The organism is Erythrobacter sp. (genome assembly GCF_023653175.1).
Taxonomy (GTDB): domain Bacteria; phylum Pseudomonadota; class Alphaproteobacteria; order Sphingomonadales; family Sphingomonadaceae; genus Erythrobacter.
Genome location: NZ_JAMNXL010000042.1, coordinates 1 through 21,166, shown reverse-complemented (window position 1 = coordinate 21,166; position 21,166 = coordinate 1). Strand labels below are relative to the sequence as shown.

Genomic DNA, 21,166 nt, shown 5'->3' with positions numbered 1-21,166 from the left:
GCGGTATTTCCGCTCGAAACTAAGGAGCGCCATAGGTCCATCCTCCCCACCACAAGGGCGGGTTCAATAGGGTTGTTCGACGAGTGTTAGGAGGCAGGCAGGCGAACCTGCCCCCTCACATTCGTGGTTGCTATCCCGCCGCCGGAGCTTCCGACGAGGTCACAGCAGCCGCAGCCGGCGCAGCGCTGGCATCTTCGAGCCAGTTGTAACGATCGGTGCTGAGCAGGATGAAGTGGATGGTGAACGCCAGAACGGCGAGACCGACATGCAGCGCCACAAGCGTGCGACGGATGTCAAAGTAGAACCAAAGTCTCCACATAGTGAATTCCTTCGAATGTATTGCAAAGAATAGTCGGAGTTTTAGGCGTCAATGCGCGGAGGGTTACCCCGCGATCACGACCGCAAACCGGCTATTGATCAGATCGGCAGCCAGGGCTTGTCGGCCCAGACGAGCGCGTGAGCGACGAGCGCGATCACCACGTAGATGGTGAAGGTGCCCATGAAGCCCTTGTGGATTTCCTGTGCCTCTTCAGGCGTCAGGTGCGTTCCGATACGTTCGTTCATCGGGTTTTCTCCGCTTACTTGGGTAGGATTGGGAGCCCGAAAGCCCCCGTCGACATCCCCGCGTGATCCCCCACGTGGATTGGAGAGCCCCCTCAGGAAGGGGGGCATGGGCTTGTGCCGATGCGGGGGTGACCCGCAGCAGCGACAAACTGGTATGAAGGGCAGGGGTCATGTTCATGCTCCCGTTCCTTCGAGCAGTGCCTCGGCGAGGCAATCTGCCGTAACTTCGGTCTCGCCGCGGCTGCGCGCGGTCCGCTCGGCCGCGTCGCGCAGACGCTTGGCGGCGGAGATGCGGATCAGCACCGGCTGGGCCTCGACAAGCTGGTCGAGCTTGGCCTTGGCGTCATTGTCCCAGGTCAATTGCGCTTCGTTCCGCGCAGGGGTCGCCTCGACCTTGTCCATCTCGGTCCCGAGCGGGAGGATGTGGAACAGCGCATCGAACAGCGCATTGCACACTTCCTGCACCAGATAGGTCGCGCCCGAGTATCCCATAAAGGGCGTGCCGATGTGGCGGCGGATCGCGGCGCCGGGGAAGCTTGCGGGGATATACATCCCGCGCGCGCCGCACTCGGCCATGTACATCCGCTCGTTATAGCTGCCGAACATCACCAGCGGCGGATTGGCGCGGATCGCGGCGCGCACCTCTTCGTTGACCGGCTTGACCCCGGCGCAGCGCGAGAAGGCGAAAGCGCAGGGCAGGCCCATGTCGTCTTCGAGGAAGTGGCGGATGCCGCGCGCATAGGTCTCGTTGGCGACGATGCCGAAGCTCGCGGTGCCGAAGAAGTCCTGCGTCACGGAACGCCACAAATCCCAGAGCGGCTTGATGGTGGTGTGCTTCTCGCGCTCGATGAAGGGCTCGGGATCGAGGCCGAGCTCGGCGGCGAGCGCGCGCAGGAACTTGGTGGTCTGCGACAGGCCGACGGGGGCCTGGAAATAGGGCCGCTCGAGCGTTTCGCACAGGTTGCGGCCGAACTCGCGGTAGAGGCAGATGTTCGCATCCGCCGCGCCCAGCTTGGCGATGTCGGCAAGGTGCGTGCCCAAGGGGAAGACCACGCCGACCTCGGCGCCGATGCCTTCGACCAGACGGCGGATCTCGGCGAGATCGGACGGCATGTTGAACATGCCGTAGGAGGGGCCGATGATGTTGACGACCGGCTTTTCGCCCTCGCGGCGTTCGCCGTTCTTGAGATCTCGGGGGGCGGGCTTCTTCTTGGGTCCGAATTCGGTCCACAGCCAGGTCAGCGCGCGATCGGCGGACTGCCACTGGTCCTCGTCGATGGTGCGCGGCAGGAAGCGCTTGATATTGGTGCCCTCGGGCGTGACGCCGCCGCCGATCATCTCGGCGATCGAGCCGGTCACCACCACGCAGGGCAGCTCGGGATCGAGGGTCTTCCACGCGCGCTTCATCGCGCCTTCCGTGCCGGTCTTGCCGAGCTCTTCCTCGCCAAGGCCGGTGACGACGATGGGGAGTTCATGCGGTGGCAGGGCGTCGGTGTAGTGGAGCACCGAGGTAACGGGCAGGTTCTCGCAGCCCACCGGGCCGTCGATGATGACCTGCAAGCCCTTCACCGCGGTGAAGACGTAGGTGGCGCCCCAGTAGCCGCCAGCGCGGTCATGGTCGAGGACGAGGGTCATGATCCGATCGCCTCCGCTGCCTTGCGCGCGGCCTCGTTGAGGGCGGCGTATTTCTTGCGGAACTTGGGCCGGTCGACGGGAAGCTCTTCCCACACGCCTGCGGCATGCTCGGTGCCCACGCCTTCGAAGAAATCGCGCATCGCATCGAAGCGCGCCTTGTTGCCCATCGCGGCGTTGATGACCGTAGCGAGGCTGCCAGCGCCTGCCGGGCCCATCAGCGGGCGGGCCGAGATGAGGTTGGTGAAGTACAGCGAGGGGATCGCGCGCGACTTGGCATATTGGACCACCGGAGTGGTGCCGATGGCGAGATCGGGGCGATATTCCTCGACCGCGGCGATGTCCTGCTCGAGGCTGGCGCGGAACTGCACAGCCACGCCGCGCGCCTCGAGCCATTCGCGGTCGGCATCCGACCAGCGGGTTTTCGGGCAGGCCGAGCCGACATAGCGCACGTCCGCGCCGCTTTCGACCAGCAGGCGGGCGACCAGAAGCTCCGAGCCCTCATAGCCCGAGACGGTGATGCGCCCCTTGATCGGCATGTTGGCGAGCGCGCCCTTGCAGGCAGCGATCATCGCGTCCTTGACGCCGTCGACCTTGGCCTGCGGCAGGCCCATGACGTCGCCGAGCGATTGCAGCCATGCGGCCGTGCCGTCCGCGCCCACGGGGGCAGAACCGATCACCGGGCGGCCTGCGGCTTCAAATTCGCGGATCGAGGCGGTGTAGAAGGGGTGGATCGCGGCGACAACCGCGCAATCCAATGCGGCGTAAAGCTCGCGCCATTCGCGGGTCGGCACGACGGGGCCGGCTGCAAGCCCAAGCGGTGCGAGCATTTGCCCGATCACCACGGGGTCAGCCGGGAACATTTCGCCAAGCAGGGCGACGCTCGGCAGGTCGGTGCGTTCGCGCGGGGCGGCAACCGGGCCGGACATCACTTCCTCGCGGGCATAGGCGAGCATCGCGCCGGCGAGCACGTCCTTGGCTTCCGCATGAGTGGGGATACCGAAGCCCGGCACGTCGATGCCGATGATCCGCACGCCGTTGATCGCCTTGCCGAGCAAGCGCAGCGGCACGCCGCTCGCGGTGGGGACGCACAGGTTGGTGACGACGATCGCGTCGTAATTCTCGGGGTCGGCGAGGCCTTCGACGGCTTCCTTGATGTCCTCGAACAGCTTGCCGGTGACCAGCGTTTCCGAGGAGAAGGGCACATAGCCGACCGTCCGCCGCGCGCCGTAGAAGTGCGAGGTGAAGGTCAGGCCATAGACGCAGCAGGCCGAGCCCGAGAGCACGGTCGCGGTGCGGCGCATGCGCAGGCCCACCCGTAGGCTCCCGAAGGCGGGGCACATGGACTGCGGCTGGTCATGCGGGCCGACCGGATAGTCAGCCGCATATTGATCGAGGATCTCGCTCTTGCCGGCGGCGCGGGCGGCCTCGTTCATGGTGTCCTTCGACGCGCAGCCGCCTTCGACCGCCGGGGCCGAGCCAAGCTCGATCCGGTCCGGGGCGCGTGACGCGGGGGGGCTGAAAGCGTCGCTCATGCCTCGTCGTAGATCACTTCGAGGGTGGGCTTGGTCTCGTAGACGCCGCCGCGCATGTCGGCCTGGGTCGCGGGGACGAGCTCGACATTGGCGCCGGTGATGTCGGCGCTGAACAGGCCGAGCAAGCCGTCCTGCGTCAGCGGGGTCGGCCGCAGCGGCGGGGCTTCGGCGACGTTGATCGCCAGCTCCTCGAACAGGCTCGCCCATTCGGTGCCGGGGATGCCGATGATCTGGTAATTGGCGCTCTTGCGGCGGATATCCTCGTTGGCGGGGATCGCGGTGAGCACCGGGATGCCGACCGCTTCGGCGAAGGCCTTGGCCTCGCCCGTGCCGTCATCCTTGTTGACGATCATGCCGGCCACCCCGACATTGCCGCCCATCTTGCGGAAATATTCGACCGCCTGGCACACGTTGTTGGCGACGTAGAGCGATTGCAGGTCGTTCGATCCGACCACGATCACCTTCTGGCACATGTCCCGCGCAATCGGCAGGCCGAAGCCGCCGCACACCACGTCGCCGAGGAAATCGAGCAGGACGTAGTCGAAGCCCCAGTCGTGGAAGCCCAGCTTCTCGAGCAGTTCGAAGCCGTGGATGATCCCGCGCCCGCCGCAGCCGCGCCCGACTTCGGGGCCGCCGAGTTCCATCGCGAAGACGCCGTCACGCTGGAAGCATACATCCTCGATGCGCACTTCCTCGCCGGCCAGCTTCTTGGCGGAGGAGGTTTCGATGATCGTCGGGCAGCTCTTCCCGCCGAACAGCAGGCTGGTGGTGTCGCTCTTGGGGTCGCAGCCGATCAGTAGCACGCGCTTGCCCTGCTGGGCCATCATGTAGCTCAAGTTGGAGAGCGCGAAGCTCTTGCCGCTACCGCCCTTGCCGTAAATCGCGATGACCTGCGTTTCGGACTTCACTTCACCGGTGTGCACCGGATCGGGTTCGTGGCTGGCTTCTTCGCGAAGGTCGGCCGCCTGGGTATCAAGCACGGACATCAGCATTCGCTCCAATCGAGGACCATCTTCAGGCAATCGGGATCGCTGAAGGCTTGGGGGTAGGCGTCGAGCGCCTCTCCGGCAGGACGCCGGTTGGTGACGAGGCCCTTGAGATCGAGCCTCCCGCATTCGATCAGCGCCCGCGTTTCGGCGAGGTCGCCGGGCTGCCATTCGGCGGCGACGCGGAAATGCGCCTCGCGCATGAAGGCGGCCGGGAAGGCGAAGCTGACGCGTTCGGAATAGAAGCCGGCGAGCACGATCTCGCCGCCCTTGGAAAGGCGCATGATCAGGTCGTCGATCAGACCGGCATCGCCGCTGGCGTCATAGATCGCGTGATAATCGCGCCGGTCGTCGGCGGCAGGGTCGATGACATTGTAGCCTGCCGCGCCCGCGCGGCGGGCAGGGTTGGTTTCCCACACGGTGGGGGCCGTGCCGCCCAGCGCCAGCGTCAGCCGGGCGAGCAGGCGACCGAGCACGCCGTGGCCGATGATGAGGTCAGGCAAAGCCTCGCGCCGGGCAAAGCCGCCCTTGATCGCGTGTAGTGCCGTCGCCGCGAGGGCACAGAGCACCCCGGCTTCGCCGAGATGCTCGGGGATCGGCATCGCTCGCGCCGACGGCACTATCACGCGGCGCGCGGTTCCTCCGAAGAGGCCGCGCGCATCGGTGTAGCAGTTTGCTCCCGGAACGAAGACCCAGTCGCCGATCCGCGCGCGGGCTTCAGGCCCGGCGTCGGTGATGCGGCCGACCGATTCGTAACCCGGAACCAGCGGATAGCCGAGACCCGGGAAGGGCGGCATGCGGCCGGTGAACAGGAGTTTCTCGGTGCCGGTGCTGATCCCGCTCCAGGCGATCTCGACGAGAACGTCCGAAGCTTCCACCGGCTTCATCTCAAGCGCCCGCAGAGCGAGGCGCTCCGGTGCTTCGAGTATGACGGCCAGCGTGTTCATTCCCTCGGTCTCCCCTGAGGTGGAATTCGAGGCGCGAACGCCGATTCGAAAACCCCGCAGCTACGTTCTCCCGACTGTTTGCTACGCCTTACGGTTCGCACTGTCAAACAACTTGGACAAATTATGCTCAGGCAGTGGCGATGACGATGCTTGCGTTAACGGGTTGCGCAGTTGCGACGAAGCGCGCGCTGGCGAATCCGGCGGCGCGGGTCATGGCGATGATTTCGGCCGGACTGCGCGGGCGGCCGGAGCCCATCGCCCACAGGTAAAGGCAGAAGAAGGCCTCCCCCATCGCCTCGGCACCGGCGATGCGCGCCATCGGCTCGGCGATGAGGAGGCGCGTGCCCGGGGACATGCTCTTGCGGATATTGCCCAAGAGCGCCTGTGCCGGCGCGTCATCGTGATCGTGGAGGATGCGGATCAGCGACACCATGTCATAGGCTTGTGGTATGGAATCACTGAAAAAATTGCCCGGATGCGCGGTGACGCGGGCCTCGCCCAGCGCCTCGCCAAGCACCTCGGCCCCGGTGGCGGCGACTTCGGGCAGATCGAACAGGCCGAGCGCGAGGTGCGGCCACGCGGTGCCGATATGCCGCAGGAACGCGCCGTGTCCGCCGCCGACATCGAGCAGCCTTTTGACATCCCGGAACGTCATGCTCGCCAGCACCTCGTCCGCCACGAAGTGCTGCGAGGCGGCCATCAGCTGCGAATATTCCGCGGTGTCCTCGCCGCGTGTCGAGACGCCCTGGAGCGCGCCGGCATAGGTCCAGAAGCGCGAGAGCGCGGTCGGCGCGGCGCGATCGGCCCTGAGCAGCGCGAGCGGATCGGCAAGATCGGCATAGAGCAGGCGGTGGTGCCGCACCATTGCCTGCACACCGGGGTTCGACGCAAAAACAGCACCTTGCTCGCCGAGCATCCAGTGATCGGGGACGGGTTCCTCCGCCAGCATCAGCGGCCGACCGGCGCGCAGCAGGGTGAGGGCGGCCTCCTCGCTCAGCCCCATCCGCCCGGCGATCACGCCTGCACCGAGCGGGCCGTCCTTGAGGACGTCGAACAGCCCGCCTTCGACATAGGCGCGCAGCACCTGCGAGTAGGTGAACCCGGCGAGGAGATCGAAGGCGCCGTTCGCGCGGGCACGCGCGATCCAGCGGATCAGCGGCAGGCGCGCGGCCCAGTGCTGGAACTTCGGACTCGCGAAAACCCGGTTGCGGCGCGCCACATAGCCGAGCTTGAAGGCGGCCCAGCGGCTCACTTGGTGGGTGCTTTACGGGCCATATGTCTAAATAATTGGACAGATGGAGCCGTAAGGTCAATGATAATCGCGAGGATGGACGGGAGCGAGGGCAAGTGAGCGGGCGAGTCGTCGTCATCGGGGCAGGCATCGGCGGGCTTACCAGCGCCGCGCTGCTGGCGGCGCGCGGATGCGATGTTACCGTGCTCGAGAAGGAGCCCTGGGTCGGCGGCAAGGCGCGCCGCGTCGCGGTCGACGGAGCGGAGATCGACGGGGGTCCGACCGTCTTCACCTATCGCCGCGTGTTCGACGAGATCTTCGCGGCCTGCGGAGCGCGGCTCGAGGATCATGTCACCGTCCGCAAGGCCGAGGTGCTCGCGCGCCACTGGTGGGACGATGCGGTCGGGCCGCTCGATCTGTTTGCCGACCATGACGCCAGCGTGGACGCGGTCGGCCGCTTTGCCGGGCCCGAGGCTGCACGCGGATACGCGGGTTTCGCGGCCGAGGCGGCGCGGATCTTCAACGTCCTCGAGGACCCCTTCCTGCATGGCGACAAGGCCTCGACACCGCTGCCGATGATGTGGCGCATGGGCCTCGCCAAGCTCCCCGAGATGCTGGCGATGCGGCCCTTCGACCGGCTCTGGACCGCGCTCGGCGAGCACTTTGCCGATCCGCGCCTGCAGCAGCTGTTCGGCCGCTACGCCACCTATTGCGGCTCCTCCCCCTACAAGGCGCCTGCCACGCTGATGCTGATCGCGCATCTCGAGGCACAGGGGGTGTGGCTGATCGAAGGCGGGATTCATGCGCTCGCCAAGGCGCTCGCCACCCTCGCGACAAGGCAGGGAGCGCGGGTGCGCACCGGCTCTGCCGTCGCTGAAGTTCTGACCGCGGATGGGCGCGCCAGTGGCGTCAGGCTGGCCTCGGGCGAGGTCATCGTCGCCGACACCGTCATCTGCAACGGCGATCCTTCTGCGCTCGCCACCGGGCGTTTCGGCGCGGCGGCGATGCGCGCCGTCCCGGCCATCCCGCCCGCCAAACGCTCGCTCTCCGCGCTCGTCTGGTATGCCCATGCCGAGACCTGCGGCGCTGAGCTGACCCACCACAACGTCTTCTTCTCGCGCGACTATGCCGCCGAGTTCCGCGACATCGCCGCCGGACGCACCCCGTCCGAGCCGACCGTCTATGTCTGCGCCATCGACCGCGGCGCCGACCGCCATGCGCCGCCGCCGACAGGCCGCGAGCGCCTCCAGATCATCGTCAACGCCCCTGCCGACGGAGACGTCCACACCTACACCCCCGAGGAGAGAGCCCGATGCACAAGCGCCATGATGGCAACGCTCAAGCGCTGCGGCCTGACACTGGACGAACCCTTCCCGCACCAGCTCATGACGCCTCAGGACTGGGAGCACCTCTTCCCGGCCACGGGCGGCGCCCTCTATGGCAGAGCGTCGCACGGCTGGGCGGCCTCCTTCCAGCGACAGGGTCCGAAGACCCCGCTGCCCGGGCTCTACTGCACGGGCGGGGCGACCCATCCGGCGGCCGGCGTCCCTATGGCAGCCTTGTCCGGGCAGCTGGCCACGCGGGTGATCGCGAAGGACCTCGCTTCGATGAGGCGATCGCGCCCGGCGGCTACACCTGGTGGTATGTCGACGCGATCAGCGACGACGGGCAGCACGGGCTGACCATCATCGCCTTTCTGGGCTCGGTCTTCTCGCCCTACTACAAGCGCTCCGGGCGCGGCGACCCGCTCGACCATTCCTGCCTCAACGTCGCGCTCTACGGGCCCCAGCACCGCTGGGTTATGACCGAGCGCGGGGCGAGCGCCGTCACGCGCGACGCCTCCAACCTCGCCATCGGCCCCAGCACCGTGCGCTGGGAGAACGGCGCGCTCACCATCGACATCCTCGAGGGCGACACCCGCCTGTTCGTTCCCTGGCAGCGCAAGGTCGCCGGCACGATCCGCGTCTTCCCCGAGATGCTCAACCGCACCGCCTTCGCGCTCGATGCTGCCGAGAACCACATCTGGCACTGCCTTGCCCCCTGCGCGCGGATCGAGGTGGAGATGACGTCCCCCGGAGTCTCGTGGAGCGGCAAGGCCTATCTCGACCACAACCGCGGGTCCGAGCCGCTCGAGAGCGGCTTCAACACCTGGCACTGGTCGCGCGCGCACCTCAAGCAGGGCGCGCTTGTGTGCTACGAGGGCGAGCGTGGCGACGGCTCGCTGTTCGCCAGCGCGCTGCGCTTCGACCGCCACGGCGTGCCCGAGCCGGTCGAGCTGCCGCCGATCGCCGCGCTGCCATCGAGCAAGTGGGGCATCACCCGCCGCACCCGCTCCGACATCGGCGTGGCCGAGGTCCGCCGCACCTGGGAGGACACCCCCTTCTACGCCCGCAGCGAGCTCGCCTCGCGCTTCCTCGGCGAGGAGGTGGTCGCAGTGCAGGAGAGCCTCGACATGCGCCGCTTCTCCTCGAAGCTGGTGCAGTTCATGCTCCCCTACAGGATGCCGCGCCGCGCGCGCTAGACGCGGCAGCGCGGGGCCAGCGCGACCCGCACGGCCCCGCGCCGCCCGGCTCGGGTGCGCGCGGGCGTCCCTTCCACCTTGCTCTCGGCAAGAAGCTGCGGCACTTCGCGCTGGATGAAGCTGCTGCGCGATCCGATCCGGCTGGTGCCGAGCCTTTTCGCGATCGCGATTGTGATCGGCACCGTGCTGCTCAGCCTGCCCTTCGCCACCGCCGACGGCAGCCGCGCCCCGCTGCTGACCGCGCTGTTCACCACCACCTCGGCGATTGCCGTGACCGGGCTGGTGGTGGTCGATACCGGCTCCTACTGGTCGCCTTTCGGACAGGTGGTGATCCTGCTGATGTTCCAGATCGGCGGGCTGGGGATCATGACCGCGGCGACCCTGTTCGGGCTGCTCGCGGGGCGCGGGTTCGGGCTGCATGACCGGCTCGCCACCCAGGTCGAGCGCGGCCGGCTCGAACGCGGCGATGCGCTCTCGGTGCTCAAGCTGGTGCTGGGCGTGACTCTCGCGGTCGAAGCGGTGATCGCCCTCATCCTGTCGGTCCGGATGGGATACTCCTATGACATGAGCCCCGGCGCGGCGATCTGGAACGGGGTGTTCCATTCGATCAGCGCCTTCAACAATGCCGGTTTCTCGACCCACGCCGACAGCGTCATCGGCTATCAGAGCGATCCGCTGATCCTCGTGCCGATCATGGCCGCGATCACGCTCGGCGCGATCGGCTTTCCGGTAATGCAGGACCTGCGCGACAAGCGGCTGGATTGGCGCCGCTGGTCGCTTCATTCCAAGGTGACGGTCTATGGCTCGGCCGGGCTGCTGGTGCTGGGCTTTGCAGCGATCCTGGCGATGGAGTGGAACAATGCCGCAACGCTCGGGCCCATGATGCTGGGCGACAAGCTGCTCAACGCAGCCTTCCATTCGGTGATGCCGCGCACGGCGGGGTTCAACAGTCTGGATGTGGGCGCGTTCCGGGATTCGACCCTGATGGTCAATTACCTCCTGATGTTTATCGGCGGCGGCAGCGCGGGCACGGCGGGAGGGATCAAGGTGACGACCTTTGTCGTGCTGTTCGCGATCCTGCTGGCCGAGGTGCAGGGCCGCCGCGATGTCGGCCTCTTCGGCCGCCGCTTCGGGCACGAGGTCGAACGCCAGGCGCTGACCGTCACCGTGCTGTCGGCCGCGCTGGTGTTTGCGGCCACGACCTATATCGTCTCGATCACCACCCTGCCGCTGGGCGAGGTGCTGTTCGAATGCATCTCGGCCTTCGCCACGGTCGGGATGTCGACCGGCATCACCGCCGATCTGCCGCCGTCCGCTCAGGTTGTGATCGTGATGCTGATGTTCATCGGCCGCGTCGGCACGATCACCTTTGCCACGGCGCTGGCGCTGGTCCGCACCCCGCAGCTTTATCGTTATCCTCAGGAGAACCTCATTGTCGGCTGACAAACGCAAGCCTGTTCTGGTGGTGGGACTGGGCCGGTTCGGCGGCGCGGTCGCGCGGCGGCTCGCCAGCATGGGCACCGAAGTGCTGGGGGTCGACCGCCACCCTGATCTGGTGCAGGACCATGCCGAGCATCTCACCAAGGTGGTCGAGGCCGATTGCACCGATCCTGCAGTGCTGCGCCAGCTGGGCGCGGCCGATTTCGACACGGCGGTGGTCGGCATCGGCAGCGATGTCGAGGCCAGCGTGCTCACCGTGCTGGCGCTGGCCGACATGGGCCTCACCAACATCTGGGCCAAGGCCTGCAACGCCAATCACGCGCGCATCCTCGAGCGCATCGGCGCAACCCACGTGGTATTTCCGGAAGAGCGTATGGGCGAGCGGGTGGCGCATCTGCTCAACGAGCGGCTGCTCGACTTCATCGCCTTCGACGATGAGTTCGCCATCGCCCGCCTGAGCGCGCCCGAGCCGATCGTCGGGCTGCCGCTGATGACCAGCGCCTGCCGCAAGAAGTACAACGTCACCGTGGTGGGCGTGAAGCGCAAGGGCGAGGCCTTCATCCATGCGGTGCCCGACACGCTGATCTTCCCCGAGGACGAGCTGGTGGTGTCGGGCCGGATCGCCGATATCGAGCGGTTCTCCACGATCTGACCGGGAGACTGCGGCGGGAGCTTGCCTTCAGGCGACCAGCCACTCGGCGGTGAGCGTGCCCCGGTGCCCCTCGGGAGCGAGGGCATGGCGCAGGGCTTCGAGGAGCGGCGGCAGGCCTTGGGTGAAGGCATAGGGCGGGTTGACGATGAACAGGCCTGCGCCGTTGTAGATCCCCGGCTGGTCGGCATCGTAGAGCCAGTGCTCGACGTTCAGGAACTTCGTGATGCCTGTCCGGCGCAGCTTGTCCTTCCACAGGGCATGCGCGGGCCGTTCTTTCAGCGGATACCAGATCACCGTCACCCCGTGCGCCCACTTGCGGTGCGCTGCGGCGAGGGTGGCGGTGATGCGGGCGCGCTCGTCGGTCGCCTCGTAGGGCGGGTCGACCACCACCACGCCCCTGGGGGTCCGCGTCGGGAGCATGGCGAGCCACAGCTCGTAGGCGTCGCGCGTGTGGATGGCGGCGGGGGTGCCCTTCATCGCCTCGCGCAAGGCGCGCGCGTCCTCGGGGTGCTTCTCGTTGAGGATCAGGCTGTCCTGCGGGCGCAAACCTTGCGCAAGGATGCGCGGGCTTCCGGGGTAGAGGCGGGGCTCGGACGCCCCGTCATTCACGGCGCGCACGGCGGCGCGGTAGTCGTCAAGCAGGGGGGCCACATGGGCAAAGGCGCGCAGCACGCCGCCCGCCGCCTCGCCGGTGCGCCCGGCCTCGTCGCCCTGAAGGTCATAGAGCCCGCAGCCCGCATGGGTGTCGATCAGCGTCAGCGCGCTGTCCTTGAGCTGAAGCGCGCGGACGAGCGCGATCAGCACGGCATGCTTGACGACATCGGCGCTGTTGCCGGCGTGGAAGGCGTGGCGGTAATTCATGCGCGGATTTCCCTGACCTCGCCCGGCGCGATCCCCTCGACCCTCCAGTCGCCGATCGACCAGCGCACCAGCCGCAGGGTGGGCAGGCCAACCGCCGCAGTCATGCGCCGCACCTGCCGGTTGCGCCCCTCGCGGATGGTGAGCTTCAGCCAGGCATCGGGGATGGACTTGCGCTGGCGGATCGGCGGGTCGCGCTCCCACAGATCGGGCGGGTCGATGCGGGTGGCTTCGGCGGGCAGGGTCATCCCGTCATTGAGGCGGACGCCGCTGCGCAAGGGGGCGAGGTCGGTCTCCTGCGGATCGCCCTCGACCTGCACGAGGTAGGTCTTGGGCAGCTTGAAGCGCGGATCGGCGATGCGCGCCTGCAATCGCCCGTCGTCGGTGAGCAGCAACAGTCCCTCGCTGTCGCGGTCGAGCCGCCCGGCGGGGTAGACCCCTTTTACGGTGATGAAGTCCGACAGGGTCGCGCGCGTGGTGGGCGATCCTTTGTCGGTGAATTGCGAGAGCACGCCGAAGGGTTTGTTGAACAGGAGAAGCCGGGCCATCGCGCGCTCATATCGCGGGCTTGCGGGTCTGTCTCCCCGTCGCGGCGTCAGCCTTCCGGCTTGCTGTCGCGTGTCGCGGCTTCCTTGGCCTCCCGCTCGGCGCGGGTCTGCTTGAGCTTGCGGTCCATGGCGAGATACTGCCACAGCCCGAAGGCGACCGCGACGCCATAGAACAGCCCGATCTCGATCCAGCCGAAGTTCATGGGGCTACCTCTCCCAAGCCTGCTCCTTCGAGGAACGCCGTGATGTGCGATGCGGCGAGTTCGGGGGCTTCCTCATGCGCCAAATGGCCGAGGCCGGGGAGAAGTTCCAGCCGGGCGTTCGGGAGCCATCCGGCAGCATCGCGCGCCCAGTCGGGCGGGATCGCGGGGTCCTTCGCGCCGTGGACCAGGAGCACGCGTCTCTGCACCGCGCCCATCCGCTCGCGCAAGGCGGGCAGATCCCAGTTCGCCATCATCGCTAGCGCGCCCCCGGCGTGGCCGGGGTGCTTGAGCAGCTTGGCATAGCAGGCGAGGCCTTCGCGATCGATCCGCGAGTGGGTCGATCGCCACATGAACTTCTCCGCCCCGCCGACCAGATCGATGCTCCCGGCAAAGAAGCGCGGCACCAGCGGATTCACGAACAGCGCTTTGGCGACGGCGGGGAAGATCTGCGCCATCGCGCCGGGGAAGGGCCGCAGCGCGGCGGAGAGTCCGACGATCGGCCCCTCGTGGGCATGGTCCAGCGCCAGTTGCAGCGCGATCGCCGCGCCCGCCGAGTGCCCGATGATCGCGGCGGGCGAGACCTCGAGCGCCTCCATCAGCCGCGCCACCTCGCGCGCCATTGCGGGCAGGCTCATCGCATAGGCATCGTGGCCGGTGGTGAAGGCGTGGCGCGGCAGGTCCATAGCGATGACGTCATGATGCTGCGCCAACAGCGGCATCAGCCCGCGCCACGAATGGACCGAGGCGCCGGTGCCGTGGAGCAGCAGCAGGGGCTGTCCCGAGCCCATCCGCTGCACATGCCAGCGCGCCGCGCCGGTGCGGATAAAGGTGCTGGCCTCGCGGTGCGGCCAGATCAGGCCTTCACGGTGCCAGTCGAGCGCGCTCATGCCGCCTTGCCCAGTGGCTGGACGGCCTGGATCGCGGCTTGCAGCATCCGCGCATCGGCGCGCGGCAGCGCGAGGAAGCGCCCGCCCAAGGCCTTGGCGAGGGCGGCGCCCTCCGGCCCCGGGCGGGCGGAGATGTCGACCACCAGCGCGTCGATCCCGCGCGAGGCGATGGCCTTGGCGGCGCTCTCGGCATCGGCGGCGGCCTGCGGGCGGCCGGGCGAGCCGTCGGCGGCGATATTCGCGCGCCCGTCGGTGAGGATCACCAGCGCGGCGCTGCGGCCCTTGGCGATGACGGCCTCGGCCACATCGCGCGCGGCATTGAGGCCCATCGCGAGCGGCGTCCCCCCGCCGCCGGGGAGTTCCGCCAGCGTGCGCCGCGCGCGGGTCAGCGAGCGGGTGGGGGGGAGCAGCAGTTCCGCGCTCGTCCCGCGGAAGGCGACCAGCGCCACCTCGGAGCGGGTGACATAGGCCTGGCCCAGCATCAGCTCGACCGCGCCCTTGGCCTCGGCGAGCCGCGCGGCGGCAGCGGAGCCTGAGGCGTCGACGGCGAAGATGGTGACGCGCGCGCTACGCTCCTCGAAGCGGCGGATGCGTAGGTCCTCCTTGCGCATGATGATGCCGGAGGCGACAGCCTCTGTTCCGGCCTCGCGGCGGCGCACGGCCTGCCACGGGACGGCGGCCCGCAAGCTGTCGATCAGCGCGAGCTTGTGCCCGCCGCGCGGCATCCCCGGGCGCGCGCCTAGGGGCTTGCCGCGGGTCGCCGCCTTGCGTTTCTGCCCGGTGCCGCTCGAAGAAGCGCGGCGCGGGGCCTTGCCTTGGGCGAGGCTCTCGAGCAGCCCCGCCGGGATCGCCGCCTTGGCCGCCTCGACGAGGATCTCGGAGAGATCGGGTTCCTGCTGTTGCTGCTCGCTGTCCGACTGGTTGTCGCGCTCGCCTTCGGGGGGCGATGGCGGTTCCTCGGGGGGCGGGGCCTCGTCTTCCTGCGGCGGCAAGCGGGTCGCGCGCGGGGCGAGCACCAGCCGCACTGCGCCGGCGAGATCGGTCGTCCCGGCCGCATCGCGTCCCGCCAGTGCCGCGAGGCCGCGGGCGGCCTCAGAAGCATGAATGAGGGCGCGCAAGCTATCGACCCCCAGCGCATCCGCCGTCGCGGCGAGCGCCCCAAGCGCGTCATGGTCCAGCGGCGCGACCGCTGGGAGCGTGCCTGCGGGGGGCGCAAGCGTCACGCCCTGCCAGCGGCGCGAGGCCGAAAGGTCGCAAGCGAAGGCCAGCCTTTCAGTGAGGCTGGCAGGCGGCGCCTCCTCGGGCTCCACTGCATCGTCGAGCAACACCAGCGCCGCCGCGCCGTCATCGAGCGCTTGCGCCAGCCGCCCGGCAATGCTGCTATCCATCCGCTCGGCCATGCCCGCGATCAGCGCGCCCCCGCGCGCTTCCTCGATCAGCCCGGTCTGGCGCACCGGCCTTCCGGCAGAAAGGCTTGCGGCAAGATCGATCCCGCCCAGCAGCCGCTCGTCATCAACATGGCCGGGCAGGCGACGCAGTTGCATGGCCTCGCCGAGCGCCGCGACCAGCGCCTCGCGCGCCGGGCTGGCCCCGCGCAGCACCATCCCCTTGAACACCTGCGGGGCGAGGGCAAACAGCCGCGCCGCCAGCACCGCATCTTCCAGCGGATCGGCGGCGGCGGCGGGTGGCGGCGTCATCCGAACAGCTCGGCAATCGCCCGGGTGATGCGCGTGGTGGAGCCGGTCTCGTCGAGCACGTCGCGCCGCAGCCGGTGGCGAAGCGCCGAGGGGGCGATGGCGATCAGATGCTTGCGCGTGACCTTCTTCGCGCCCTCGAGCGCGGCCAGCGCGCGGGCCGCGCGCATCAGCGTGAGCTCGCCGCGCAGGCCGTCCGCACCCACCACAAGGCACAGCTCGGCGGCATCGCGCAGCACATCCTCGCCCGCTTCCAGCTTGGCGAGCCGCGCCTTGCCCTTGGCCACGCGCTTGAGGATCGCGTCGTCCTCGCCCGCCCAGCGCGCGGCGAAACCTTCCGGGTCACGCTCGTTCTCGGCGACCAGCCGCATGATCTGGATGCGCACCTCGATATCCTTGGGGCTGCGCACCTCGACCGACAGGCCGAAGCGGTCGAGCAGCTGCGGGCGCAGTTCGCCCTCTTCCGGATTGCCGCTGCCGATCAGCACGAACTTGGCCGGGTGGCGGACCGACAGGCCCTCACGCTCGACCACATTCTCGCCCGAGGCCGCGACATCCAGCAGCAGGTCGACCAGGTGATCCTCAAGCAGGTTGATCTCGTCGATATACAGGAACCCGCGATGCGCCTTCGCCAGCAGACCGGGTTCGAAGGCCTTCTCGCCCGAACGCAGCGCGCGTTCCAGATCGAGGCTGCCGATCACCCGGTCCTCGGTCGCGCCCAAGGGCATGTCGACGAAGGGCACCGCGCGCTTGACCAGCTTGCCCTGTCCGCAGACCTCGGGATAGCGCGCCTGATCTTCCTTCGAGGCGCCATAGGGGCAGCCTTCCGCCGCCATGATCGGCGGCAGCAGCCCGGCGAGCGCGCGCGCAGCGGTGCTCTTGCCGGTACCGCGGTCGCCGAAGACCATGACGCCGCCAATCGAAGGGTCGACCGCCGCGATCAGCAGGGCCTGTTTCATCTCGTCCTGACCGACGATTGCGGAGAAGGGAAAGCGTGCCATGTGCTGCGCCTTGTGAACGGTTGAAGCGCGTCGGACAAGACCGACTGACAAGCGGGTTGGACAGTTTTTGTGGGCGGCCAGCTTGGGTGGCGGTCTGCAACCTTAGCGCTTCCCCAACCGGTTCAGCACTAGCACCGGCAGCAGCCCCGCCGCCAGCAGGATCAGCGCGGGGATCGCCGCCTCGACCAGCCGCTCGTCGCCCGCGAGGCGATAGGTGCGGGTGGCGAGGGTTTCGAGGTTGAAGGGGCGCAGGATCAGGGTCGCGGGAAGCTCGCGCAGGGTGTCGATGAAGACCAGCGCGGCGGCGCCCGCAAGGCTCGGGACGAGCAGCGGGGCGTAGATCCGTGCCAGCACCCGCGATGGCCCTGCGCCGAGGCTGCGCGCGGCGGCGTCGAGGCCCGGGGGAATGCGCGCGAGCCCTCCGCTCACCGTGTTGTAAGCAACCGTCATGAAGCGCACGCCGAGCGCATAGACCAGCACCGCGCTGGTGCCGGTCAGCAGCAGGCCCCCGCTCCAGCCGAGGCTGTCGCGCGCGGCCCGGGTGAGCGCGATGTCGAAGGCTCCGAGCGGCGCGAGCAGGCCCACCGCCAGCAGCGCGCCGGGCAGGGCATAGCCCAGCGTCGCCAGCCGGATCGCGCCCGCGGTGAGGCGCGATGTCGAGCGCGCGCGGGCGAAGGCGAGCAACAGCGCGGCGGCCACGCACAGCGCCGCCGCGACGCAGCCGAGCCACAGGCTGGAGCGCAGATAGGTCGCAAGCTCGCCCGCCGATCCTTGCGCGACCGGCGTCATGGCGAGGCTGACGAGGTAGCCTGCGGGGACCACGAAGCCGAGCAGCACCGGAACGAGGCAGGCGAGGAAGACGAGCGCCTTCCCGCCGGGCGAGAGGTGCACCAGCGGCTCGTCGGTCGCGCGGGCGGCGAGGCCGTCGCGGCTGTCGCTCCGCCCGCGCCGCGTGTGCGCCTCCCACGCGACCAGCGCGATGACGAAGACCAGCATGACAGCGGCGAGTTTCAGGGCCGCGGGCTTGTCGCCCATCGCCAGCCATGAGCGGAAGATGCCGGTCGAGAAGGTCGGGATGGCGAAATATTCGGCGACGCCGAAATCGGCGAGCACCTCCATCAGCACCAGCGCGAGGCCGCCGGCGATGGCAGGGCGCGCGGCGGGCAGCGCAACGCGCCAGAAGGCGCGGGCAGGCGCTGCGCCGAGGCTGCGGGCGGCGCGGAACTGGGTGCGGCTCTGTGTGGCAAAGGCGGTGCGCGCGAGGAGGTAGACGTAAGGATAGAGTACGAAGCCCAGCACGAGCGCTCCGCCGCCAAGCGAACGGATGTCGGGAAACCAGTAGTCCCCCGCGCTCCACCCGGTGGCCGCGCGCAAACCTGTCTGCACCGGCCCGGCAAAGTCGAGCAGCCCGGCGTAGATGTAGGCGGCCAGATAGGCCGGGAGCGCCAGCGGTAGCACCAGCGCCCAGCTCAGCACCCGCCGCCCGGGAAAGCGCGTGGCGGCGACGAGCCATGCCGTGCCCGTCCCCATCACCGCGGCGATCCCGCCTGCCAGCGCCATCAGCAGCGCGGTGTTGGCGATGTAGGTGGGGAGCACGGTTCCCGCGAGCGCGGTGAGGGACCCGCCCCCGCCGCCGAGCGCAGCCAATGCAATCGCGGCGATCGGCATGCCGACCAGCGCCGCCAGCGCCAGCGCGGCAAGCGTCCAGCCGCCCGCACCCGCGCCGCCTCTCGCCGGCCCGCTTGCAGCCCCGCTGGCAGTTCGCCTAAGGCGGCCTACCGGTAGATTTGCGGACAGCGCCATTGAGCCTCGAATTTCGACATATTGCCCATGCTTACGGTGCGGTGCAGGCGCTGAAGGACGTGAGCTTCACCGCGCCCGCGGGGGAGATCACCTGCCTGCTTGGCGCGTCGGGTTGCGGGAAGTCAACGCTTTTGGGGCTCGCGGCGGGCTTGCTGCGCGTGCAGCAGGGCGAGATCGCGCTGGGCGATGAGGTGCTGGCGGACGCAGCCCACAACCCCCCGCCCGAGGCGCGGCCCGTCGGCCTGGTGTTCCAGGACGGCGCGCTGTTCCCGCACATGACGCTGGCCGCCAACGTCGCCTTCGGCCTCCCGCGCGAGCGGCGCGGGGAGGCCGACGCATGGCTCGCCAAGGTCGGCCTCGCCGGGATGGGCGCGCGCTATCCGCACGAACTTTCGGGCGGCCAGCAGCAGCGCGCCGCGCTCGCCCGCGCGATGGCGCCCGAGCCGCAAGTGCTGCTGATGGACGAGCCCTTCGCCAGCGTCGACATCGTGCTGCGCCGGAGCCTCCGCCGCGAATGCCGCATCCTGCTGCGCGAGGCGGGATCGACCGTGGTGCTGGTGACGCATGACCCCGCCGAGGCGCTCGACATCGGCGACCGGATCGCAGTGATGGAGGCGGGGCGGATCGTCCAGTTCGGCACGCCCTTGGAGCTCCACGAGGCCCCCGCCACCGCTTCGGTCGGCGCGATTTTCTCGGGCGCGCAGGTGGTGCCGGGGATGGTCGCGGAGGGCGGACTCGATACCGCTTTCGGGCTGTGGCCGTTCGAGAGCCTCAATGGCGAATTGCCGGAAGGCGCGACCCGCCTCGACCTGCTGGTGCAGGCCGACCGCCTGGTGCCCGTCGCCGATGTGCGCGGCGGGCGGGTGCGCGACATTCACCTGTTGGGGCCGAGGAACCGCGTGCTGCTTGATGGTGCTGACGGGGCGGCGATCACGGTCGAGACCGTGCTGTCGGTCGATCCTGCGCGAACCTATAGCGTTGTCCCCGATCCCGGGAGTGTGCGGGCATTCCTTCGCGCATAGGGCTTGCGCGGCGAGCGATAATATTGCAAGTCATTCGCAAATACCGACCCCGCGAGCCTCTTCCGTGAAAGCCGTCCTCCGCATGAAGCACCTGTTTCTCCCCGCTCTCGCCAGCGCCGCTCTGGCTGCCCTGTCCGCCTGCACCGGTGAAGGTGAGGACGCGGGCAAAGCCGCCTGCGCCGCCCCCGCGGGAGTGGTCAATGTCTACACCTCGCGCCACTACGACACCGATCTTGCGCTCTACGAGGATTTCACCTGCTTCAGCGGCATCAAGGTCAACCGCCTCGAAGCCGATGCCGACGCGCTGATCGAGCGGATCGCGGCCGAGGGCGAATACAGCCAGGCCGACCTGTTCGTCACGGTCGACGCCGGTCGCCTGTGGCGCGCCGAGGAGGCGGGCTTCCTCGCTCCGGTCGATTCGAAGGTGCTGGCCGAGCGCATCCCCGCCAACCTGCGCGACCCGCAGAACCGCTGGTTCGCGCTCACCACCCGCGCGCGGATCATCATCTACAACAAGGCCAAGGGCGCGCCCGCCGGTCTCGTCAATTACGAGGACTTGGCCAAGCCGGAGTTCCGGGGGCGCCTCTGCATGCGCTCCTCCTCGAGCGTCTACAACATCGCGCTCCTCGCCAGCATGATATCGCATGACGGCGAGGCCAAGGCGGCAGCCTGGGCCAAGGGCGTCGTCGCCAATTTCCAGCGCCCGCCGCAGGGCAACGACATGTCGAACATCGAGAGCGTGGCGGCGGGCGAGTGCGACATCTCGCTGGTCAACACCTATTACCTCGCGCGCTTCGACACGCCCGAAAAGCGCAAGGTGCTGGACTCCATCGGCATCATCTTCCCCAATCAGGCCACCACCGGCACCCATGTCAACATGAGCGGGGCAGGGCTGGTCAAGACCGCGCCCAATCGCGAGAACGCGGTGAAGTTCCTCGAATACCTCGCCTCGGACAAGGCGCAGCAGTTCCTTGCGAACGGCAACAACGAATACCCCGCCGCCGTGGGCGTCGCGCCGACCTCGGCGGTCGAGAAGCTCGGCAGCTTCAAGGCGGACACCCTGAGCGCCGCCGAGATCGGGAAGAACCAGGCCCGCGCGGCCCTGCTGTTCAACGCTGCCGGCTGGAATTGATCCGGCGCAAACCAAGGCCCGCTTTCACGCCCTATCGCTAATCTAGCTTGAAGCGCGGGGCCGAAGCGTCCATTTGCGCCGCCAATCTGGCCGCCCTTCCCGGACGGCGCACCCCTGTATCCGAGGCCTGTCTTGACCCAAACCGCTCTCACCCGCGACCAGTTCACCGAAAGCGCGGCGCTTTCCGTCGAGACCATCACCGATGTCCACCACTGGTGCGACGGGCTCTTCAGCCTCAAGATGACGCGCCCGCCGAGCTTCCGCTTCCGTTCGGGCGAGTTCGTGATGATCGGGCTGCCGGGCGACAACGGCAAGCCGCTGCTGCGCGCCTATTCGGTCGCCTCGCCGTCTTACGCCGAGGAGCTCGAATTCCTGTCGATCAAGGTGCAGGACGGCCCGCTGACCTCGCGCCTCCAGCACATCAAGGTCGGCGATCCGATCTACCTCGGCAAGAAGCCGACGGGCACGCTGGTGACCGACGCGCTGCTGCCGGGCAAGCGGCTGTTCATG

The 21,166-nt window shown here is 68.7% G+C and carries 21 protein-coding genes; 7 read left to right on the top strand and 14 right to left on the bottom strand.

Going from position 1 to position 21,166, the window contains the following annotated elements; genetic code table 11:
* Positions 1–130: 130 nt before the first annotated feature.
* The 7 genes from pufA to NBV68_RS06980 form a co-directional block, all read right to left on the bottom strand.
* Positions 131–319 (bottom strand): light-harvesting antenna LH1, alpha subunit, encoded by a 189-nt coding sequence (gene pufA / locus NBV68_RS07010; RefSeq protein ID WP_017664715.1) that lies wholly within the window; start codon positions 317–319, stop codon positions 131–133.
* 98 nt (positions 320–417) lie between these two features.
* On the bottom strand, positions 418–564 hold the full coding sequence (gene pufB / locus NBV68_RS07005; RefSeq protein WP_017664714.1) for a light-harvesting antenna LH1, beta subunit: 147 nt from the start codon (positions 562–564) through the stop codon (positions 418–420).
* Between the two features lie 174 nt (positions 565–738).
* A complete protein-coding gene (gene bchZ / locus NBV68_RS07000; protein ID WP_296308343.1) occupies positions 739–2,199 on the bottom strand; it encodes a chlorophyllide a reductase subunit Z in 1,461 nt (486 codons plus the stop codon).
* Positions 2,196–3,731, bottom strand: a complete 1,536-nt coding sequence (gene bchY, locus NBV68_RS06995) for a chlorophyllide a reductase subunit Y (protein WP_296308342.1) — start codon at positions 3,729–3,731, stop codon at positions 2,196–2,198. Before bchY ends, bchZ begins: the two co-directional genes overlap by 4 nt.
* Positions 3,728–4,717 (bottom strand): chlorophyllide a reductase iron protein subunit X, encoded by a 990-nt coding sequence (locus NBV68_RS06990; protein ID WP_296308340.1) that lies wholly within the window; start codon positions 4,715–4,717, stop codon positions 3,728–3,730. The genes bchY and NBV68_RS06990 overlap by 4 nt, the downstream gene beginning before the upstream one ends.
* Complete coding sequence (bchC, locus tag NBV68_RS06985; RefSeq protein WP_296308339.1) at positions 4,717–5,664, bottom strand: chlorophyll synthesis pathway protein BchC; 948 nt, start codon at positions 5,662–5,664, stop codon at positions 4,717–4,719. Before bchC ends, NBV68_RS06990 begins: the two co-directional genes overlap by 1 nt.
* 127 nt (positions 5,665–5,791) lie before the next feature.
* Positions 5,792–6,916, bottom strand: a complete 1,125-nt coding sequence (locus tag NBV68_RS06980) for a methyltransferase (RefSeq protein WP_296308338.1) — start codon at positions 6,914–6,916, stop codon at positions 5,792–5,794.
* 95 nt (positions 6,917–7,011) lie between these two features.
* Between NBV68_RS06980 and crtD the strand changes: the two genes are divergently transcribed.
* The 4 genes from crtD to NBV68_RS06960 all read left to right on the top strand — a co-directional run bounded on the left by crtD (position 7,012) and on the right by NBV68_RS06960 (position 11,508).
* The gene (gene crtD / locus NBV68_RS06975; protein WP_296308337.1) at positions 7,012–8,577 is read left to right on the top strand and encodes a 1-hydroxycarotenoid 3,4-desaturase CrtD; all 1,566 of its coding nucleotides are present in this window, start codon (positions 7,012–7,014) and stop codon (positions 8,575–8,577) included.
* Positions 8,578–8,696: 119 nt separating this feature from the next.
* The gene (locus NBV68_RS06970; RefSeq protein WP_296308336.1) at positions 8,697–9,416 is read left to right on the top strand and encodes a hydroxyneurosporene dehydrogenase; all 720 of its coding nucleotides are present in this window, start codon (positions 8,697–8,699) and stop codon (positions 9,414–9,416) included.
* 114 nt (positions 9,417–9,530) lie between these two features.
* Positions 9,531–10,859: a potassium transporter TrkG gene (locus NBV68_RS06965; protein ID WP_296308334.1), complete on the top strand. Its 1,329-nt coding sequence runs from the start codon at positions 9,531–9,533 to the stop codon at positions 10,857–10,859.
* Positions 10,849–11,508 (top strand): TrkA family potassium uptake protein, encoded by a 660-nt coding sequence (locus tag NBV68_RS06960; protein WP_296308332.1) that lies wholly within the window; start codon positions 10,849–10,851, stop codon positions 11,506–11,508. Before NBV68_RS06965 ends, NBV68_RS06960 begins: the two co-directional genes overlap by 11 nt.
* Positions 11,509–11,535: 27 nt before the next feature.
* Here NBV68_RS06960 and rlmJ read toward each other — a convergent pair whose 3' ends face one another.
* From rlmJ to NBV68_RS06925, 7 genes are all read right to left on the bottom strand, one after another.
* The gene (gene rlmJ, locus NBV68_RS06955; RefSeq protein ID WP_296308331.1) at positions 11,536–12,369 is read right to left on the bottom strand and encodes a 23S rRNA (adenine(2030)-N(6))-methyltransferase RlmJ; all 834 of its coding nucleotides are present in this window, start codon (positions 12,367–12,369) and stop codon (positions 11,536–11,538) included.
* Positions 12,366–12,914 (bottom strand): pseudouridine synthase, encoded by a 549-nt coding sequence (locus NBV68_RS06950; protein ID WP_296308329.1) that lies wholly within the window; start codon positions 12,912–12,914, stop codon positions 12,366–12,368. The genes rlmJ and NBV68_RS06950 overlap by 4 nt, the downstream gene beginning before the upstream one ends.
* A 47-nt stretch (positions 12,915–12,961) precedes the next feature.
* Entirely contained in the window at positions 12,962–13,117 is a 156-nt protein-coding gene (locus NBV68_RS06945; protein WP_296308328.1) for a hypothetical protein, read from the bottom strand.
* The gene (bchO, locus tag NBV68_RS06940) at positions 13,114–14,004 is read right to left on the bottom strand and encodes an alpha/beta fold hydrolase BchO (protein WP_296308327.1); all 891 of its coding nucleotides are present in this window, start codon (positions 14,002–14,004) and stop codon (positions 13,114–13,116) included. The genes NBV68_RS06945 and bchO overlap by 4 nt, the downstream gene beginning before the upstream one ends.
* Positions 14,001–15,701 (bottom strand): magnesium chelatase subunit D, encoded by a 1,701-nt coding sequence (locus NBV68_RS06935; protein ID WP_296308325.1) that lies wholly within the window; start codon positions 15,699–15,701, stop codon positions 14,001–14,003. Before NBV68_RS06935 ends, bchO begins: the two co-directional genes overlap by 4 nt.
* A complete protein-coding gene (bchI, locus tag NBV68_RS06930; RefSeq protein ID WP_296308324.1) occupies positions 15,698–16,699 on the bottom strand; it encodes a magnesium chelatase ATPase subunit I in 1,002 nt (333 codons plus the stop codon). The genes NBV68_RS06935 and bchI overlap by 4 nt, the downstream gene beginning before the upstream one ends.
* Before the next feature lie 102 nt (positions 16,700–16,801).
* Positions 16,802–18,502: an iron ABC transporter permease gene (locus NBV68_RS06925; protein WP_296308322.1), complete on the bottom strand. Its 1,701-nt coding sequence runs from the start codon at positions 18,500–18,502 to the stop codon at positions 16,802–16,804.
* On the opposite strand from NBV68_RS06925, the gene NBV68_RS06920 reads away from it, so the two are divergent.
* From NBV68_RS06920 to NBV68_RS06910, 3 genes are all read left to right on the top strand, one after another.
* Positions 18,502–19,524, top strand: a complete 1,023-nt coding sequence (locus NBV68_RS06920; protein ID WP_296308320.1) for an ABC transporter ATP-binding protein — start codon at positions 18,502–18,504, stop codon at positions 19,522–19,524. The genes NBV68_RS06925 and NBV68_RS06920 overlap by 1 nt on opposite strands.
* Before the next feature lie 82 nt (positions 19,525–19,606).
* Positions 19,607–20,656 carry a Fe(3+) ABC transporter substrate-binding protein gene (locus tag NBV68_RS06915; protein ID WP_296308317.1) on the top strand — a complete coding sequence of 350 codons (1,050 nt, stop codon included), beginning with the start codon at positions 19,607–19,609 and terminating at the stop codon, positions 20,654–20,656.
* A 132-nt stretch (positions 20,657–20,788) separates the two neighbouring features.
* Positions 20,789–21,166, top strand: a 378-nt coding sequence (locus NBV68_RS06910; RefSeq protein WP_296308315.1) for an FAD-binding oxidoreductase, incomplete at its 3' end; no start/stop codon positions are given.

Excerpts from the sequence above, each read along its gene's own strand:
- pufA (WP_017664715.1), bottom strand. The coding sequence starts at position 319 with ATGTGGAGACTTTGGTTCTACTTTGACATCCGTCGCACGCTTGTGGCG.
- pufB (WP_017664714.1), bottom strand. The coding sequence starts at position 564 with ATGAACGAACGTATCGGAACGCACCTGACGCCTGAAGAGGCACAGGAA.
- bchZ (WP_296308343.1), bottom strand. The coding sequence starts at position 2,199 with ATGACCCTCGTCCTCGACCATGACCGCGCTGGCGGCTACTGGGGCGCC.
- bchY (WP_296308342.1), bottom strand. The coding sequence starts at position 3,731 with ATGAGCGACGCTTTCAGCCCCCCCGCGTCACGCGCCCCGGACCGGATC.
- NBV68_RS06990 (WP_296308340.1), bottom strand. The coding sequence starts at position 4,717 with ATGTCCGTGCTTGATACCCAGGCGGCCGACCTTCGCGAAGAAGCCAGC.
- bchC (WP_296308339.1), bottom strand. The coding sequence starts at position 5,664 with ATGAACACGCTGGCCGTCATACTCGAAGCACCGGAGCGCCTCGCTCTG.
- NBV68_RS06970 (WP_296308336.1), top strand. The coding sequence starts at position 8,697 with ATGACCGAGCGCGGGGCGAGCGCCGTCACGCGCGACGCCTCCAACCTC.
- NBV68_RS06965 (WP_296308334.1), top strand. The coding sequence starts at position 9,531 with ATGAAGCTGCTGCGCGATCCGATCCGGCTGGTGCCGAGCCTTTTCGCG.
- rlmJ (WP_296308331.1), bottom strand. The coding sequence starts at position 12,369 with ATGAATTACCGCCACGCCTTCCACGCCGGCAACAGCGCCGATGTCGTC.
- NBV68_RS06950 (WP_296308329.1), bottom strand. The coding sequence starts at position 12,914 with ATGGCCCGGCTTCTCCTGTTCAACAAACCCTTCGGCGTGCTCTCGCAA.
- NBV68_RS06945 (WP_296308328.1), bottom strand. The coding sequence starts at position 13,117 with ATGAACTTCGGCTGGATCGAGATCGGGCTGTTCTATGGCGTCGCGGTC.
- bchO (WP_296308327.1), bottom strand. The coding sequence starts at position 14,004 with ATGAGCGCGCTCGACTGGCACCGTGAAGGCCTGATCTGGCCGCACCGC.
- NBV68_RS06935 (WP_296308325.1), bottom strand. The coding sequence starts at position 15,701 with ATGACGCCGCCACCCGCCGCCGCCGCCGATCCGCTGGAAGATGCGGTG.
- bchI (WP_296308324.1), bottom strand. The coding sequence starts at position 16,699 with ATGGCACGCTTTCCCTTCTCCGCAATCGTCGGTCAGGACGAGATGAAA.
- NBV68_RS06925 (WP_296308322.1), bottom strand. The coding sequence starts at position 18,502 with ATGGCGCTGTCCGCAAATCTACCGGTAGGCCGCCTTAGGCGAACTGCC.
- NBV68_RS06915 (WP_296308317.1), top strand. The coding sequence starts at position 19,607 with ATGAAGCACCTGTTTCTCCCCGCTCTCGCCAGCGCCGCTCTGGCTGCC.